The following is a 15718-nucleotide window of genomic DNA, read 5'->3' as shown; positions in this document are numbered from 1 at the left end:
CTTTGCCGACCCTTGCGGTGGCTTGGGTAAATGGGGGAGTGGCGCGGGACTTGTCAAGGAAGGCTTGTGTCGCAATGTTTCAACGGCGTGTGGCCCGGCACCTGTCCAGCCACCGCAAGAGGGGGGGCTGGGCGGCCTGTCGCGGGGGGGCTGTGCCCAAGGGATCGGGCAGATGTCATGCCCGGCGTGCCGCCGCTGGCACATCCCGCAAGCCCGGCCTGGCGACCCGGAGGTTTGCCGCCTGCGCCGGGGTGTGAACCTGTCGTGATCCGCGAATATGGCGCGGCGTTTCGGTGAGCCTGTCCCCACGATGGCCGCCAGCATCCCGGTGGCTGGCGCCGTTCCCGGATGGTCGGGGTGCGAAGGTCGCCTGTGACCGGGGCGAGAAGCCGCCATTCTGACGCGCGGTCCGATGGCCGAATATGGGGCCGCTCCCCCCTTGGGCCAACGTCTTGTCAGCCGGAGCGGCTGAGCAGGCCGCCGGGGCGTCGTTCGATGTGGCCATCGAGTTCCAGTGCCAGCAGTTGCGATGCGACGCGGGCGGGGGGCAGGGCGAGGTCGCGGATCAACTGGTCTTCGGCCAGGGGGGCCGTGCCCAGCCGGTCAAGGATTGCCTGGTGCAGATCCCGCGTCTCGGCCTGCGGGCGCGGGGGCGGGCCAGGGGGAATTGCGGCCAGCGCCCGTTCCGACAGCCGGCCCGGCGCCATGGGGGCGACGGTGGCGACGGCACGGGCGGCAATGGCGCGCGCCGCCTCTGTCAGCCGGTTGGGGGCGATCGGCGTGGCGTCCGGCAAAGGCGGCGGGGCCATCGGGCGGATCTGCTGCGCGCGCGCAAGGGGTTGGGCAATGGCCTCCAGCACATCCGCCGCGCTGCGGATCAGGGTGGAGCCATCGCGGATCAGCAGATTGCATCCGGCTGCGCGCGCATCGGCCGGATGGCCGGGCACGGCCATCACCTCGCGCCCCTGATCCAGGGCGTTGCGCGCGGTGATCAGGCTGCCAGAGCGTTCTGCGGCCTCGACCACCACGACACCCACCGACAGGCCGGCGATGATGCGGTTGCGCGCCGGGAAGTGACGCGCCTGTGGTTCCAGCCCCGGCGGCTGTTCCGAGACGATGGCGCCTTCGGCCGCGATGCGGTCTGCCAGCGCGGCATTTTCGGCCGGATAGATCACATCGGCCCCGCCCGCCAGCACGGCAATGGTGCCGCTGCCCAGGGCGGCCTGATGTGCCGCCGCGTCAATGCCGCGTGCAAGGCCCGACACCACCGTCAGGCCGGCGGCACCCAGACCCTGCGCCAGCCGCGCCGCCATTCTTTGACCAAGGCTGGAGGCATTTCGGGCGCCGACCAGCGCCACCATCGGGCGGAACAGCCTGCCCGGATCGCCGCGCAGCCACAGAACCGGCGGCGCATCCGGCAGGTCGGCTAGGTCCGGCGGATAGTCCGGGGCCCCATGGCACAGCATCCGCATCCGCGCCTTGCGCGCCGCTGCCAGTTCAGCCCGCGCCACCCCCTCGGGGCAAATCTCGTATCCGGTGATCCCCGCAGCGCGGGCGATGCCAGGCAATGCATCCAACGCTGCCAGAGCCGAGCCATGTTCGGCCATCAGCCGGTGAAAGGTGGTTGGCCCCACGCGGCGGGAACGGATGAGACGGAGCCACGACAATCTGTCGTCTTCCGTGGTGGGTGGGGTGAAGGGTGTGGTGGAAGAATACAAACCGTGTTCCATCGCAACCTCGTCTCATCCGCGAGGCCAACCTGCACCACAATGGGTTAACAGGCCGTAAAGCAAAACGGCTGCCATCGATTTTTTCAGCCGGGGGCCAGACGCAGTGCCCGGCGCACGATCAGCAGGGTGATTGCACCGAACACGGCGGTCAGCGCCGCGCTGGTGCCGCCAAGAAAGGCCGCCGCCACGACCCCCGCCCCCGCGCCGATCACCAGGGCGCTGACCGGGCCGAACCAGCCGCGCCGATCAGCCAGGACGGCGACGGGCAGCGCGATCACCAGCCCCACCCAGGAATAGGCCGGGGCAAACACGCCCGCCAGCGCCGCCCCCATCAATCCCAGCGCAATCCCGGTGTCGAGCGCCCCGACCAGCGTCGAGGCCAGCCAGAGCAGCAGCCCGACAGGCACCGACCACAACCAGCCGATCAGCGCGGCCACCGCCCAGCCCGGCAGCCGGGTCGCCGGGCCAGAACGCCAGAGCATCATGCCGCCGATCCGCCCACGGTCAGCCCGCCCAGCATCAGCGTCGGCTGTCCCAGGCCCACGGGCACCCATTGCCCCGCCTTGCCGCAGTTACCGATGCCGGGATCCAGTTGCAGGTCGTTGCCGATGGCGCGGATCTGGCTCATGGCATGGGGGCCATCGCCGATCAGGGTGGCGCCTTTCAGCGCCTCTCCGACGACACCGCCCCGCACGCGATAGGCTTCGGTGCAGTTGAACACGAATTTTCCGTTGGTGATGTCCACCTGTCCGCCACCGAAGCCGACGGCATAGATCCCGTCCTTGAGATCGGCCAGGATCGCGGCAGGATCGTCGCCGCCGGGCAGCATGAAGGTGGTGGTCATGCGTGGCATGGGAATATGGGCGTGACCTTCGCGCCGACCGTTGCCGGTAGAGGCGCCGCCCATCAGCCGCCCGTTCTGCCGGTCCTGCATGTAGCCCACCAGGATGCCATCCTCGATCAGCACGTTGCGGGCCGAGGGTGTGCCCTCGTCGTCGATGGTGATCGAGCCGCGGCGGTCGGGCAGGGTGCCGTCATCCACCACGGTGACACCGCGCGCCGCCACCTGCTGGCCCATGCGGCCGGAAAAGGCCGAGACGCCCTTGCGGTTGAAATCCCCCTCCAGTCCGTGGCCCACGGCCTCGTGCAACAGCACGCCGGGCCAGCCCGGCCCGACGACAACCTCCATGGGGCCGGCGGGCGCTGCGACGGCGGTCAGGTTGACGCCGGCAATGCGCAGCGCCTCGCGGACCACGCCTTGCCAGTTGTCGCGCGCCATCAGCCCATCCAGCGAGATGCGCCCGCCGCCGCCCGCGCTGCCGCTTTCGCGCCGTCCGTCCTGATCCAGGATGACCGCGACATTAAGCCGCGCCATGGGCCGCACGTCACGCAGGCGGGTGCCTTCGGGGCGCAGGATTTCGATCTCTTGCAGCGATGCGGCAAGGCTCGCCGTCACCTGAACGACGCGGGGATCCTGGTCGCGGGCAAAGGCGTCGATCTCGCGCAGAGTGTCCAGCCGCAGCGCAAAGTCAGAGCCGGAGAGCGGGTCGACATCGGTATAAAGATGCCGGTTCGTGCCCGATGGCGGGGCGGCCAGAATTCCTCCGCCATCCCCCACGGCCAGCCGCGCCGTTTCCGAGGCCCGGCGCAGGGCAGCCAAGGAGATATCGGTGGAATGGGCATAGCCCGCCACCTCTCCCTTGACTGCGCGCAGCCCGAAACCCTCGGTCGCATCATAGCTCGCCTGCCGGATCCGGCCATCGTCCAGGACCAGCGACTCGGATCGCTTGCGTTCCAGAAAAAGCTCGCCATCCTCGGCCCCCGCCAGCGCCTCGCGCAGCACGGCCAGTGCTTCGGAGTCGTCCAGCCGGGTTTCGAAGGGGCGGAAAACCTCATCTGTCATCGGGGCACCTTTCTGCGTCGCAGCGCGTCGTTGATCCAGATCAAGCCGGGCGAGTTGTCGCACGTTTCGCTTGTCCGTCCGCGCACAATATGGTTTCACCACAGGCAGGAACAACGGGATTCTGTCCCGGCATTTGGACATTCTGTCCGGGCGCCGGGGCTGCGGCTAGCACGTCGCACCACGCACGAGAAAACGCACGGGATGAAGACATGCGCTTTTTGACCTCCTTTCCGGCCAGCCTGACCGCGGTTGTTGCCGCGTTCGCAGCCACCGCCGCCACTGCGCAGGAACAACTGCCGGTGATCGGTCGCCCCACGCAGGGGGCGATGGGGTTTCAGCCGGCTGCGACCGAGCTGGCGCATGACCTGCAGTGGCTGGACCACTTCATCCTCTACATCATCACGGCGATCGTGCTTTTTGTCACGGCGCTGATGCTGGTGGCGATCGTGCGGCACAACCGCCGCACCAATCCGACGCCTTCGACCTTTACCCACAACTCGCCGCTGGAAGTGGCCTGGACGGTGATTCCGATCGTCATCCTGATCGTCATCGGGGCCTTCTCGCTGCCGGTGCTGTTCAAGCAGCAGGAAATCCCGACCGCCGACATCACCATCAAGGCGACGGGCAAACAGTGGTACTGGTCCTATGAATACCCCGACCACGAGTTCGAGTTCGACAGCTACATGATCGGCTCGCCCGCCACCGGCGGCGACAACCGCCTGACCCCCGAGGTCGAGGCGCAACTGGTCGAGGCAGGCTACAGCCGTGAGGATTTCCTGCTGGCCACCGATACCGCCATGGTCGTTCCGGTTGGCAAGACCATCGTGGTTCAGGTGACCGCAGCGGACGTGATCCATTCCTGGACCATCCCCGCCTTTGGCGTGAAGCAGGATGGCGTACCGGGCCGTCTGGCGCAGCTTTGGTTCAAGGCGGATCAGGAAGGCATCTACTTCGGCCAGTGCTCGGAACTGTGCGGCATTGCCCACGCCTACATGCCGATCACCGTCAAGGTCGTCTCGGAGGCCGCCTATCAGGAATGGCTTGATGGTGCGATTGCCGAATACGCCGGTGTGCCGCGCACGGTGACGGTGGCTTCGGCCGATTGATGACAGGGACAGGCAGGGCCGCGTTCGGCGCGGCCCCACCGAAGGACCGGACATGACTGATTTTCGCGCCTCCGACATCGCTGGATCCGACCCGCACGAGGCGGGTTTTGGCGACTATGTCGCCTTGCTTAAGCCGCGGGTGATGTCGCTGGTGGTGTTCACGGCGCTGGTCGGGCTGGTCGTGGCGCCGGTTCCGGTGCATCCGTTCGTTGCCGCGACCTGCATCCTGTTCATCGCCTTGGGCGGTGGCGCCTCTGGCGCGCTGAACATGTGGTATGATGCCGATATCGACCGCATCATGAAACGCACCGCGAATCGCCCCGTGCCGTCGGGCAGGGTGACTGCCGGCGAGGCCTTGGCCATCGGCCTGGCATTGTCCGGCTTTTCGGTGGTCATGCTGGGCCTGGCGGCGAACTGGTTTGCCGGTGCCTTCCTTGCCTTCACCATCTTTTTCTATGCCGTGGTCTATACGATCTGGCTGAAACGCTCGACCCCGCAGAACATCGTCATCGGTGGCGCGGCGGGGGCGTTTCCCCCCATGATCGGCTGGGCCTGCGCGACGGGCGGCATCAGCCTGGAAAGCGTGATGATGTTCGCGCTGATCTTTGCCTGGACCCCGCCGCATTTCTGGGCGCTGGCGCTGTTCATGCGTTCGGACTATGACGACGCCGGTGTTCCCATGCTGACCGTCACCCATGGGCGCAAGGTGACGCGGGCGCATATCCTGGGCTACACCATCGCACTGGTTCCCGTGGCGATCGGTGCCGCGCTGACCGCAATCGGGGGGCCGCTGACGCTGGCCGTGGCAGTGGTGCTGAACGCATGGTTCCTGATCGGCGCCCTGCGCATCTGGCGCCGGGATGAGCCGGCCGCAGTGGCCGACGGCTATGCTGTCGAACGGCGCTTCTTCCGGTTCTCGCTGGTGTATCTGTTCCTGCATTTCACGGCGTTCCTGATCGAGGCAGGGCTGAAATCCTATGGGCTGGGAGGCTGGTGACATGACCTTTCGTCCCGACCACGAACTTCACCGCCGCCGCTTTGGCCGCAATGTCGGTCTTGGGCTGGTTCTCGTGGCCTTTGTCGCCATCGTTTTCGGCCTGACGGTCGTCAAGGTGACGAATGGCGATCCGATGCAGGCGTTCGATCACAGCGTGCGCCCGGAACTGCTGGAAAGGACTGGCGAATGAACCCACGTTTGAAAACCGCCAGCCAACTGGTGGGGGTTGCCGTCGTCATGGCGTCGCTGTCCTTTGCGGCGGTGCCGTTCTATGACTGGTTCTGCCGTGTGACCGGCTTCGGGGGAACCACCGCAACCGCGGCACAGGCGCCCGACACCATCCTGGAGCGCAAGATGACCATCCGCTTCGATGCCTCGCTCGAAGCCGGGATGCCATGGCAGTTCAAGCCTGCCCAACGCTCGATGCAGGTGCGCATCGGCGAGACGGGCCTTGCCTTTTACGAAGCCTACAACCCCACCGATCGCCCGGTGGCGGGCACCGCCAGCTACAACGTCACCCCCGACGCGGCGGGTGGCTATTTCACCAAGATCGACTGTTTCTGCTTTACCCAGCAGGTCTTGCAACCGGGCGAGCGGGTGATGATGCCCGTGACGTTCTTTATCGACCCACAGATCGTGACAGACCGCGAAGGCAAGTTCGTGCGCGAGATCACGCTGTCCTACACGTTCCATACCACAGACCTGCCCGAGGAACATGCGGCCGCAGAACCGCAGACCCCGGCGCCGGTGGCCAACTGACGCAAACGAGGGAATCGCGCAATGGCTCATGCAAAGAACCATGACTTCCACATCCTGAAGCCGTCGAGCCTGCCTTTCATCGCGGCGGTCGGGGCCTTCGTGATGCTGTTCGGGGCCGTCCTGTGGATGAGGGATGTCACGCCCTGGATGTTCTGGATCGGCTTCGTCGCCGTCATCTACACCATGTTCGCCTGGTGGTCCGAGATGGTGAAGGAATCGCAGGACGGCGACCATACCCCGGTCGTCCGCATCGGCCTGCGCTATGGCTTCATCCTGTTCATCATGTCCGAAGTCATGTTCTTTGCGGCATGGTTCTGGAGCTTTTTCAAGCACGCCCTGTACCCGATGGGGCCGATGTCCCCCATCAAGGACGGCGTCTGGCCGCCCGCCGGGATCGAGACCTTCGACCCCTGGCATCTGCCGCTGATCAACACGCTGATCCTGCTGTGCTCGGGCGCCGCCTGCACCTGGGCGCACCATGCCCTGGCGCATGAGAACAACCGCAAGGACATGATCAACGGCCTGGCGCTGGCCGTGGTGCTGGGCGTGTTCTTCACCATCCTGCAAGTCTATGAATACAGCCACGCAGCATTCGGCTTTGCAGGGAACATCTATGGCGCCAACTTCTTCATGGCGACCGGCTTCCACGGGTTCCATGTGGTGATCGGCACGATCTTCCTGCTGGTCTGCATGATCCGCGCGATGAAGGGGCATTTCACCCAGGACCATCACGTCGGTTTCGAGGCAGCGGCCTGGTACTGGCACTTTGTCGATGTGGTGTGGCTGTTCCTGTTTGCCGCGATCTACGTCTGGGGCCAGTAAGTCCCTGTTCGGGGGCTTGCCCCCGACGCGCGACAGAGTCACAAGACGCGGGCCGCAAGGCCCGCGTTGTCGTTTCAAGGGAACCCAGCCCGATGTTCCGTCGCCTGATCTTTCCGCTTCTGCTGGGCCTTGTGGGCTGTGGCATCCTGATCGGCCTCGGGGTCTGGCAAATGAACCGCCTGGCGTGGAAGCAAGGCGTTCTGGCCGAGATCGAAACGCGGATTTCTGCCCCTCCGGTGCCGTTGCCCGCCGAAGGAACCGCCAGCCCCTATCTTCCAGTGACCGCGACAGGCGCGCTGTCGGGCAACCGGCTGCGTGTTCTTGTCAGCCGCAAGCAGATCGGGCCGGGCTATCGCATCATCTCGGTGCTCGATACCGATGAGGGGCGGCGGGTGCTGGTCGATCTCGGTTTCATCCGCGACGGTGCCCCGGTGCCCGAGGTGACAGGGCATGTCACGGTTGTGGGCAACCTGCATGTGCCCGACGAGGTGGATGGGTTCACCCCAACGGCCGACCTGACCCGCAACCTGTGGTTCGCGCGCGATGTGCCCCAGATGGCCATCGTGCTGAACACCGAGGAAACGCTGATCGTGGCCCGAGATCCGGTTGTGCCGGGGATCGAGCCGATGCCGGTGGATACCGCCGGCATTCCCAATGACCATTTGCATTATGCGATCACCTGGTTCCTGCTGGCCGTCGTCTGGGCGGGCATGTCGGGCCTGCTGATCTGGCGGATGCGGCGCCCTGCTGCTTGAGGAGCTTCCGATGAACTATCTTTCCACCCGCGGCACGGCGCCCGAACTGACCTTTGGCGAGGCGATGATGACCGGGCTTGCCCGCGATGGCGGATTGTATCTGCCAGCCAGCATCCCCGTGATGACGCCAGAGGAGATCGCGGCACTGGCAGGCCTTGGCTACGAGGATGTGGCCTTTCGCGTGATGCGCCCGTTCATCGGCGATACCTTCACCGATGACGAGTTCAGGGGCCTGATTGCCCGCGCCTATCAGGGCTTCAACCACGCGGCGCGCGCGCCGCTGAAGCAACTGGCGGCGAACCATTTCCTGCTGGAGCTGTTCCACGGGCCGACGCTGGCCTTCAAGGACTTTGCCATGCAGCTCATCGGCCAGATGATGCAGGCCGCGCTGGCGAAATCGGGCAACCGCATCACCATTGTCGGCGCCACCAGCGGCGATACCGGCAGTGCGGCCATCGAGGCGTTCCGCGGTCTGTCCAATGTGGATGTGTTCATCCTGTTCCCGCATGGCCGCGTGTCCGAGGTGCAGCGCCGCCAGATGACGACGCCTGCGGAATCCAATGTGCATGCGCTGGCGCTGGACGGGGATTTTGACGATTGCCAGGCCCGTCTGAAAGACATGTTCAACCATTTCGAGTTCCGCGATACCGTAGGGTTGGCGGGGGTGAACTCCATCAACTGGGCGCGGGTGCTGGCTCAGGTGGTCTATTACTTCACCAGCGCCGTTGCGCTGGGGGCGCCGCACCGCAAGGTCAGCTTTACGGTGCCGACCGGCAATTTCGGCGATATCTTTGCGGGCTGGATCGCCCGGGCCATGGGTCTGCCCATTGATCAACTGGTGATCGCCACCAACCAGAACGACATTCTGGACCGCGCCCTGCGCAGCGGGGACTACGCGACCGATGGGGTGCGCCGCTCGATCTCGCCGTCGATGGACATTCAGGTGTCGTCCAACTTTGAACGCGCGTTGTTCGAGGTGCTGGGGCGCGACGGCGCTGCGGTGGCCAGCCTGATGGACGATCTCAAGACGACGGGCAGCTTCCGCATTCCGCAAGGGGCGCTCGAAACCCTGCGGGCCACCTTTGCCTCGGGCCGCTGCTCCGAAGACGAGACGCTGGCGACCATCCAGCGCACGCTGGCGCAATCGGGCGAGCTGATCTGTCCGCATTCCGCCGTGGCGGTGCATGTGGCCGAAAGCCATCTGGGTGCCACACCGATGATCACGCTCGCCACCGCCCATCCGGCCAAGTTCCCCGATGCGGTGGAACGGGCTACGGGCATCCGGCCGGCGCTGCCGCCCCGCATGGCCGATCTGTTCGACCGCGAGGAACGGGTGACGCGGGTGCCCAACGATCTGGCGGCGCTGGAGACGCTGATCCTGGAACGGACGGGCCGCGCATGATCCGGGTCGAGACACTTCCGAACGGACTTCGGATTGCCACCGATCCGATGCCGCGGCTGGAAACCGCGGCCATCGGTCTGTGGGTCAATGTCGGCGCCCGGCACGAGGCCGAGGATCAGAACGGCATCGCGCATTTTCTGGAACATATGGCGTTCAAGGGAACGGCCCGGCGCAGCGCCTTGCAGATCGCCTCCGAGATCGAGGATGTGGGCGGCTATCTGAATGCCTATACCTCGAACGAGAGCACGGCCTATTACGCCAGGGTGCTGCGTGCCGATGTGCCGCTGGCGCTGGACGTGATTGCCGACATCACCTTGAACCCCGCCTTCGAGGCGCGCGAGATCGAGGTGGAGCGCGGGGTGATCCTCCAGGAAATCGGGCAGATGCTGGACACGCCCGATGATGTGATCTTTGAATGGTTGCAAGAAACCGCATTTCCGGGCCAGCCGATGGGGCGGTCGATCCTGGGCACCACCGAACGGGTGTCCAGCTTTGACGCGGCCGATCTGCGGCGGTTCGTGGGTGCGCATTACCAGCCGGGGCAGATGATTCTGGCCGCAGCCGGGGCGGTGGACCATGAGGCCATCGTGGCTCAGGCCAAGGCGCTGTTCGGTGATCTGGCCGCACAACCGCGCAGCCAGTTTGCCCCCGCCCGCTTTGCCCCCGGCGAGCGCCGGGTGATCGAGGATCTGGAACAGGTGCATCTGGCACTGGCCTTTGCCGCCGAGGGGTGGCATTCGCCCGATCTGCATGTGGCCCATACCTATGCCGGCATCATGGGCGGCGGCATGTCCAGCCGCCTGTTCCAGAAGCTGCGCGAGGAGCATGGCATGTGCTACACGGTCGATGCCCAATCCAGCGCGCATGAGGATGTGGGGCTGATCACCATCTATGCCGGAACCGGGGCAGAGCAGGTCGGCGATCTGTGCCGCCTGACCATGGACGAGTTGAAGCGCGCCGCCGATGACCTCACCGAGGCAGAGTTGGCCCGTGCCCGCGCCCAGCGTCGCGCGGGGCTGCTGATGGGGCTGGAGGGGCCATTTGCCCGCACGCAGCATATGGCGCGCATGTTGGCGCTGTTCGGCCGCATCCCGGAAATGGATGAGATGGTGGCCGAGATTGACGCGGTGACGCTGGAGCGGGTCAAGGGCTATGCGTCGCGTCTTGCGGAGCGCGCGCAGATGGCGATGGCCGTCTATGGCCCGGCAGAGGCCGCACCCCAGGCGGGGGCGCTGCGCGACAGGCTGGCCGGGTGATGCTGGGTCTTCGGCGGCGCACGGTCATAGAGACATCGCGCCTGACGCTGCGCCTGCCGCAGCATTCCGATTATCGTGCCTGGGCCGGACTGCGCGAGGCATCTGCCGGGTTTCTGACGCCGTGGGAACCGGCCTGGTCGCCCGATCACCTGAGCCGCCGGGCGTTTACCGGCCGGGTCGCCTGGGCCGCACGGGTCGAGGCCGATGGCAGCGCCCTGCCGCTGTTCCTGATCCGCCGGGCTGACCGGGCGCTGATCGGGGCGATCACGCTGGACCATATCCGCCGTGGACCGGCACAGGCCGGCACCATCGGCTACTGGATCGGCCAGCCCCATGCCCGCAACGGCTATATGCGCGAGGCGATCGAAGGGCTGTGTCATCACGCCTTTGCCAAGATGGATCTCAGCCGGATCGAGGCGGCGTGCCTGCCGGACAATGCCGCAAGCCGTGGTGCGCTGGAAAAATGCGGCTTCAAATACGAGGGGGTCGCGCAGGCCTATCTCCAGATCGGCGGGCGGTGGCGCAATCACGTGCTCTATGCGCTGTTGCGGCATGACCGGCGCGGGCGTACGGGCGCTGGCTAGCCAGGTCCGGCACCCGAGCGATGCCCGCGCCATGACAGGATGCACGACGACAAAGGCCGGGGTTCGCCCCGGCCCTTTGTCATTCCAGAAGACAAGAAAAAGGCGACAGTCCCAGGGAGGAGGAGGGGACTGCCGCCGAGAACGATTGGCCCAGGGAGGAGGAGAGGGCCTTTCGCATTCTGATGGGGCACCTTGGCACCCCGAAACTTGTGGCGGCGACCCCAGGGAGGAGGAGGGGGCCGCCGCCGATGACGAAAGGCCCAGGGAGGAGGAGGGGCCCGTCGCATCCGGTGTGGGGCACTGATGCGCCCCGGAAACTGGTGGCGGCAACCCCAGGGAGGAGGAGGGGGTTGCCGCCGGTCACGATCGGCCCAGGGAGGAGGAAGGGCCTTTCGATCAGGATCAGGGCCTTGGCCCTGTAGAGTTGCGGCGATCCGAGGGAGGATAGATCGCCGCTGTGCTGCCGCCCCAGGGAGGAGGAGGGGGCCGCAGCCTGTTCGTTACTTGACCGCCTTGCCGTAGGCTGCTTCCAGCGCCACGCGGGTGATCATCGACCGGCTGATGCCGAGGTCTGCAAGTTCACGCCCGCTCAGGCCCTGGAGTTCGCTCAGGGTCTGTTTGTAGACGTGGTGACGTTCCATTGCCTCGCGGATACTTGCGACGAGACCCTTCAGCGACAGGCCAGAGGCGGCCTTGACGTGGTGGGTGGTGGTCGGTGCGTAAGCCATTTCAGTCTTCCGGTTCTGTCTCCGGGGTGGCTTCGGTGCCGCCCCTGTTGAAGCCAAGATGGGGCAAATGCTGCGAATGCACAATACTTCCGGGCATCAATGCTGCCTTGCAGCAATTGCATGGCTTACGCTGGGTAAGTCGTTGATGGATTTGATGCAGCTCGCGCAAAATCCGGGCAGTTCGCCAACGCCCCTTGCCCTTTCGGGCGTTCAGGACGACGTTTGCGGCAAGGATCGGGCTCGTTGCAGCCTTGTGAACAATCGGAGGTTGTGAATGTCTGTCACGCGTGAAGAGGTTCTGCGGGTGCTGTCAAGCATCGCGCTGCCGCAGGGCGGCGATCCGGTGTCGCGCGACATGGTGCGGGCCCTGGTCATCGACGGCGCAGAGATTCGTTTTGTGCTTGAAGTATCGGGTGCCGAGGAGGCGCGGGCCCTGGCGCCTGTCCAGGCCGCCGCCGAGGCGCGTCTGGGCGCCCTGCCGGGGGTGGCGCGGGTATCGGTCGTCATGACAGCGCCAACCGCGGCCAAGACGCCGCCGGATCTGAAGATCGGACGCCACCCGACACCACAGCAGGCCGGGCCGCAGGCAGTGCCGGGGGTGGCGCGGATTCTGGCGGTTGGCTCGGGCAAGGGGGGCGTGGGCAAATCCACCGTCTCGTCGAACCTGGCGGTGGCGCTGGCGCGGCAAGGGCGGCGCGTCGGGTTGCTGGATGCCGACATCTACGGCCCCAGCCAGCCGCGGATGATGGGCGTCAACCAGCGTCCGGCCAGCCCCGACGGCAAGACGATCATTCCGCTGCGCGCGCATGGCGTGACGATGATGTCCATCGGCCTGATGCTGAAAGAGGGCGACGCAGTGGTCTGGCGCGGACCGATGCTGATGGGCGCGTTGCAGCAGATGCTGGGGCAGGTGACCTGGGGCGAACTGGATGTGCTTATCGTCGATCTGCCGCCGGGCACGGGGGATGTGCAACTGACGCTGTGCCAGCGGTATCAGGTGACGGGCGCGGTGGTGGTGTCCACCCCGCAGGACGTGGCGCTGCTGGACGCGCGCAAGGCGCTGAAGATGTTCGACATGCTCAAGACCCCCGTTCTGGGGTTGATCGAGAACATGTCCAGCTTCTGTTGTCCGCAATGCGGACATGAGTCGCATATCTTCGGCCATGGCGGGGTCCGGGCCGAAGCGGCGGCGCTGGATTTGCCGTTCCTGGGCGAAATCCCGATCAGTCTGGATGTGCGGTTGGCAGGCGATGCGGGAACGCCGGTTGCGGCCGGTGCGGGGGCGGTATCCGACGCCTATGCCCGGATTGCGGCGCGTCTGGTGGCGGAGGGGGTCGCCTGAGATCTTGCGCCCGCCGCGCAGCACCCCTCCGTTCCCGGCCCTCGGATCCGACCGATCCGGGGGCCGTTTTCTGTGCGCATCACGCCCGCACGGCCAGGATCGCGCGGCATCTCATGGATCCCGCAGGGCAAGATCGGTGGCCGGTCTGGAAGTTCATGGAATCCGGCGCCAGGTTTGCCGGTCGAAACCGGGGGTAAATGGAACCGGGGGGCCGATCTCCGAATCAAGCGGATGTGTTCGACGGTGATTCGGACGGAACTTGACGAAATGTTCCTGTTTTGATCTAATGCAAGGGTCGGTTTGACCGGCCTGTTGCGTGGCGGCCAATAGGCCCCGGAACTTTCTGGAACTTTTCTCTGGCGAGGATGGTTATCAACATCTTGTAGATCTCAATTCGGTTTCCGCTACAAATGTGACTTTCCGGGGCGGCGGACTCTGGCTTTTGTGCCGCATCTGCCCATGGAGTTCCATGAAGCTCCAAAAAAGTCCTTGCTGGGCCAATTCGCTCGTGGCAATCATTGGTCAACCGGAAACGGGGAGCAGTGAACCACAAAAGGGGCGATCCAAACAGACCCCGACCTGAGGCAGGTTTCACAGGTTTCCTCCCGGAAAAACAACAAAAGACGGACAGTATCCGGCCAAGCAGCGAGCAGACACCCCCCCAGGTAGCAGCTCGGCCGGTCAGCCCGGAAACGGGACAGAGGGCGGCGGATCGGGCAGTGGCAGCAGCCCGATCCGCCGTTGTCATTCAAGGCCCCCTTCAGAGGGGCGGAACGAGGGTAAAGGGGCGCAGGCGTGCACTTCTCGGGCACGATCACGCAGCGGGTGGATGGGAAGGGGCGCGTCTCCATTCCCGCCGATTTCCGCGCCGTCCTGGCCGAAGGCGATCCCGCCTATGACCCTGACACCAAGCGGTTGCGGATGCGCGTCGTCTATGGCGACCCAAGCCGCAAGTGCCTGGAAATCTACACAATCTCTGCCTTTGACAAGATCCTGAAGCGGGTGGCGACATTGCCCGAAGGGTCGGACGAACGGGAAATCCTGGAACTGTTCCTGGTGTCCGGCTCGGAGGTGGTCGAGGTCGATGCCGACGGGCGGACCATTCTGGCCCAACGGCTGCGCGACCATATGGGCCTGCCCCGCGATGGCGGAGAGGCGGTCTGTGCGGGCGCGCTGGATCTGTTCCGGATGTGGACCCCCGAGGAGTTCGAGGCCGAGCGCCAGCGCAAGATGGCGGCGGTCAAGGCGCGTATGGCGGGCGGCGGCAATATCCTGAAACTGCTGCCCCCCAACCCGGAGGGCTGATCGCGTGCACAGTCAACGCAGCATCGCGGGCAGGGTGGCATGACCGACCAGCCCCATATTCCCGTCCTTCTTGGTCCCATCCTGCGTCTGTGCGCGCCGATCACGGGCATTTGGCTGGACGGTACGTTCGGTGCGGGCGGCTATGCGCGCGGCTTGCTGGAGGCCGGGGCCGGCTGCGTCATCGGGGTGGACCGCGACCCCAGCGCGCTGGCACTGGCCGAAGGCTGGCGCGGGCAATACGGGGACCGGCTTCGGCTGGTCGAAGGCACGTTCTCGGAGCTGGATACCCATGCCCACGAACCGCTTGACGGCGTGGTGCTGGACCTGGGCGTGTCCTCGATGCAGCTTGATCAGCCCGAGCGCGGATTCTCCTTTCTGCGCGATGGTCCGCTGGACATGCGGATGGGCGATACCGGCGACAGCGCCGCCGATCTGGTGAACGAGGCGGACGAAGCGGTTCTGGCCGACATCCTGTATCATTTTGGCGAGGAACGCGCCTCGCGCCGCATTGCGCGGGCCATCGTGCAGGCACGCGGGCGCGGGCGGATCGAGACCACCGGCGCCCTGGCAGAGATCGTGTCGTCCTGCCTGCCGCGCCCGAAGCCGGGGCAAAGCCATCCTGCGACCCGCAGCTTTCAGGCGTTGCGCATTGCCGTGAACGCGGAATTTGACCAGTTGGTCGAGGGACTGGCGGCAGCGGAACGGGCGTTGAAGCCGGGCGGGCTGCTGGCGGTCGTCAGCTTTCATTCGCTGGAAGACCGGATCGTCAAACGGTTCTTTGCCGATCGCGCGGGCGCAGACGGCCATGGAAACCGGCATGGTCCGGGCAGCCTTGCGGCGCCTGCGCGCTTTGTGACGCTGACCCGCAAGCCGGTGGGGGCGGATGACGATGAACTGGCCGCCAATCCGCGCGCACGGTCGGCCCTGTTGCGGATCGGACGGCGCACCGAGGCGCCGGCAGGGCCGGTCGATCCGTCTACCCTGGGCGCCCCCCGCCTGCCAGTCAGCCGCCGGAAAGGCCGATAAGCC

General features: G+C 65.9%; 16 protein-coding genes. 12 read left to right on the top strand and 4 right to left on the bottom strand.

The window, feature by feature from the left end:
- Positions 1-455: 455 nt before the first annotated feature.
- The 3 genes from dprA to tldD form a co-directional block, all read right to left on the bottom strand.
- Positions 456-1730 (bottom strand): DNA-processing protein DprA, encoded by a 1275-nt coding sequence (gene dprA / locus BW970_RS11545; protein ID WP_076531425.1) that lies wholly within the window; start codon positions 1728-1730, stop codon positions 456-458.
- 83 nt (positions 1731-1813) lie between these two features.
- A complete protein-coding gene (locus BW970_RS11540; protein WP_076531423.1) occupies positions 1814-2215 on the bottom strand; it encodes a hypothetical protein in 402 nt (133 codons plus the stop codon).
- Positions 2212-3633, bottom strand: a complete 1422-nt coding sequence (gene tldD, locus BW970_RS11535) for a metalloprotease TldD (RefSeq protein WP_076531421.1) — start codon at positions 3631-3633, stop codon at positions 2212-2214. The genes BW970_RS11540 and tldD overlap by 4 nt, the downstream gene beginning before the upstream one ends.
- Positions 3634-3842: 209 nt before the next feature.
- On the opposite strand from tldD, the gene coxB reads away from it, so the two are divergent.
- The 9 genes from coxB to BW970_RS11490 all read left to right on the top strand — a co-directional run bounded on the left by coxB (position 3843) and on the right by BW970_RS11490 (position 11314).
- Positions 3843-4739 carry a cytochrome c oxidase subunit II gene (gene coxB, locus BW970_RS11530; RefSeq protein WP_076531419.1) on the top strand — a complete coding sequence of 299 codons (897 nt, stop codon included), beginning with the start codon at positions 3843-3845 and terminating at the stop codon, positions 4737-4739.
- Positions 4740-4791: 52 nt separating this feature from the next.
- Complete coding sequence (gene cyoE / locus BW970_RS11525; RefSeq protein WP_076531417.1) at positions 4792-5736, top strand: heme o synthase; 945 nt, start codon at positions 4792-4794, stop codon at positions 5734-5736.
- A gap of 1 nt (position 5737) precedes the next feature.
- Positions 5738-5926 (top strand): hypothetical protein, encoded by a 189-nt coding sequence (locus BW970_RS11520; protein WP_076531714.1) that lies wholly within the window; start codon positions 5738-5740, stop codon positions 5924-5926.
- Positions 5923-6495, top strand: a complete 573-nt coding sequence (locus BW970_RS11515) for a cytochrome c oxidase assembly protein (protein WP_076531415.1) — start codon at positions 5923-5925, stop codon at positions 6493-6495. The genes BW970_RS11520 and BW970_RS11515 overlap by 4 nt, the downstream gene beginning before the upstream one ends.
- Before the next feature lie 21 nt (positions 6496-6516).
- Complete coding sequence (locus BW970_RS11510; protein WP_076531413.1) at positions 6517-7317, top strand: cytochrome c oxidase subunit 3; 801 nt, start codon at positions 6517-6519, stop codon at positions 7315-7317.
- Positions 7318-7409: 92 nt separating this feature from the next.
- On the top strand, positions 7410-8072 hold the full coding sequence (locus tag BW970_RS11505; protein ID WP_076531411.1) for an SURF1 family protein: 663 nt from the start codon (positions 7410-7412) through the stop codon (positions 8070-8072).
- Positions 8073-8082: 10 nt separating this feature from the next.
- Positions 8083-9474 carry a threonine synthase gene (gene thrC / locus BW970_RS11500; protein ID WP_076531409.1) on the top strand — a complete coding sequence of 464 codons (1392 nt, stop codon included), beginning with the start codon at positions 8083-8085 and terminating at the stop codon, positions 9472-9474.
- Complete coding sequence (locus BW970_RS11495; protein ID WP_076531407.1) at positions 9471-10730, top strand: M16 family metallopeptidase; 1260 nt, start codon at positions 9471-9473, stop codon at positions 10728-10730. Before thrC ends, BW970_RS11495 begins: the two co-directional genes overlap by 4 nt.
- Positions 10730-11314 (top strand): GNAT family N-acetyltransferase, encoded by a 585-nt coding sequence (locus tag BW970_RS11490; RefSeq protein WP_076531405.1) that lies wholly within the window; start codon positions 10730-10732, stop codon positions 11312-11314. The genes BW970_RS11495 and BW970_RS11490 overlap by 1 nt, the downstream gene beginning before the upstream one ends.
- A gap of 500 nt (positions 11315-11814) precedes the next feature.
- Here the strand turns inward: BW970_RS11490 and BW970_RS11485 are convergent, their stop codons facing one another.
- Entirely contained in the window at positions 11815-12042 is a 228-nt protein-coding gene (locus tag BW970_RS11485) for a DUF1127 domain-containing protein (RefSeq protein ID WP_076531403.1), read from the bottom strand.
- 274 nt (positions 12043-12316) lie between these two features.
- On the opposite strand from BW970_RS11485, the gene BW970_RS11480 reads away from it, so the two are divergent.
- From BW970_RS11480 to rsmH, 3 genes are all read left to right on the top strand, one after another.
- The gene (locus BW970_RS11480; RefSeq protein WP_076531401.1) at positions 12317-13384 is read left to right on the top strand and encodes an Mrp/NBP35 family ATP-binding protein; all 1068 of its coding nucleotides are present in this window, start codon (positions 12317-12319) and stop codon (positions 13382-13384) included.
- Between the two features lie 795 nt (positions 13385-14179).
- The gene (locus BW970_RS11475) at positions 14180-14689 is read left to right on the top strand and encodes a division/cell wall cluster transcriptional repressor MraZ (RefSeq protein WP_076531399.1); all 510 of its coding nucleotides are present in this window, start codon (positions 14180-14182) and stop codon (positions 14687-14689) included.
- 39 nt (positions 14690-14728) lie between these two features.
- A complete protein-coding gene (gene rsmH / locus BW970_RS11470; RefSeq protein ID WP_076531397.1) occupies positions 14729-15715 on the top strand; it encodes a 16S rRNA (cytosine(1402)-N(4))-methyltransferase RsmH in 987 nt (328 codons plus the stop codon).
- The last annotated feature ends 3 nt before the right edge of the window (positions 15716-15718 follow it).

Origin of the sequence: Gemmobacter megaterium, from assembly GCF_900156815.1 — a bacterium.
GTDB classification, from domain to species: Bacteria; Pseudomonadota; Alphaproteobacteria; order Rhodobacterales; family Rhodobacteraceae; genus Wagnerdoeblera; species Wagnerdoeblera megaterium.
Note: the sequence above shows the minus strand (reverse complement) of the source record. Positions and strands in the feature narration are given on the sequence as shown.

Coding starts and splice junctions, on each gene's coding strand:
- BW970_RS11515 (WP_076531415.1), top strand. CDS start 5,923: ATGAACCCACGTTTGAAAACCGCCAGCCAACTGGTGGGGGTTGCCGTC.
- BW970_RS11540 (WP_076531423.1), bottom strand. CDS start 2,215: ATGATGCTCTGGCGTTCTGGCCCGGCGACCCGGCTGCCGGGCTGGGCG.
- BW970_RS11505 (WP_076531411.1), top strand. CDS start 7,410: ATGTTCCGTCGCCTGATCTTTCCGCTTCTGCTGGGCCTTGTGGGCTGT.
- BW970_RS11480 (WP_076531401.1), top strand. CDS start 12,317: ATGTCTGTCACGCGTGAAGAGGTTCTGCGGGTGCTGTCAAGCATCGCG.
- tldD (WP_076531421.1), bottom strand. CDS start 3,633: ATGACAGATGAGGTTTTCCGCCCCTTCGAAACCCGGCTGGACGACTCC.
- BW970_RS11485 (WP_076531403.1), bottom strand. CDS start 12,042: ATGGCTTACGCACCGACCACCACCCACCACGTCAAGGCCGCCTCTGGC.
- thrC (WP_076531409.1), top strand. CDS start 8,083: ATGAACTATCTTTCCACCCGCGGCACGGCGCCCGAACTGACCTTTGGC.
- BW970_RS11490 (WP_076531405.1), top strand. CDS start 10,730: ATGCTGGGTCTTCGGCGGCGCACGGTCATAGAGACATCGCGCCTGACG.
- coxB (WP_076531419.1), top strand. CDS start 3,843: ATGCGCTTTTTGACCTCCTTTCCGGCCAGCCTGACCGCGGTTGTTGCC.
- rsmH (WP_076531397.1), top strand. CDS start 14,729: ATGACCGACCAGCCCCATATTCCCGTCCTTCTTGGTCCCATCCTGCGT.
- cyoE (WP_076531417.1), top strand. CDS start 4,792: ATGACTGATTTTCGCGCCTCCGACATCGCTGGATCCGACCCGCACGAG.
- BW970_RS11510 (WP_076531413.1), top strand. CDS start 6,517: ATGGCTCATGCAAAGAACCATGACTTCCACATCCTGAAGCCGTCGAGC.
- dprA (WP_076531425.1), bottom strand. CDS start 1,730: ATGGAACACGGTTTGTATTCTTCCACCACACCCTTCACCCCACCCACC.
- BW970_RS11495 (WP_076531407.1), top strand. CDS start 9,471: ATGATCCGGGTCGAGACACTTCCGAACGGACTTCGGATTGCCACCGAT.
- BW970_RS11520 (WP_076531714.1), top strand. CDS start 5,738: ATGACCTTTCGTCCCGACCACGAACTTCACCGCCGCCGCTTTGGCCGC.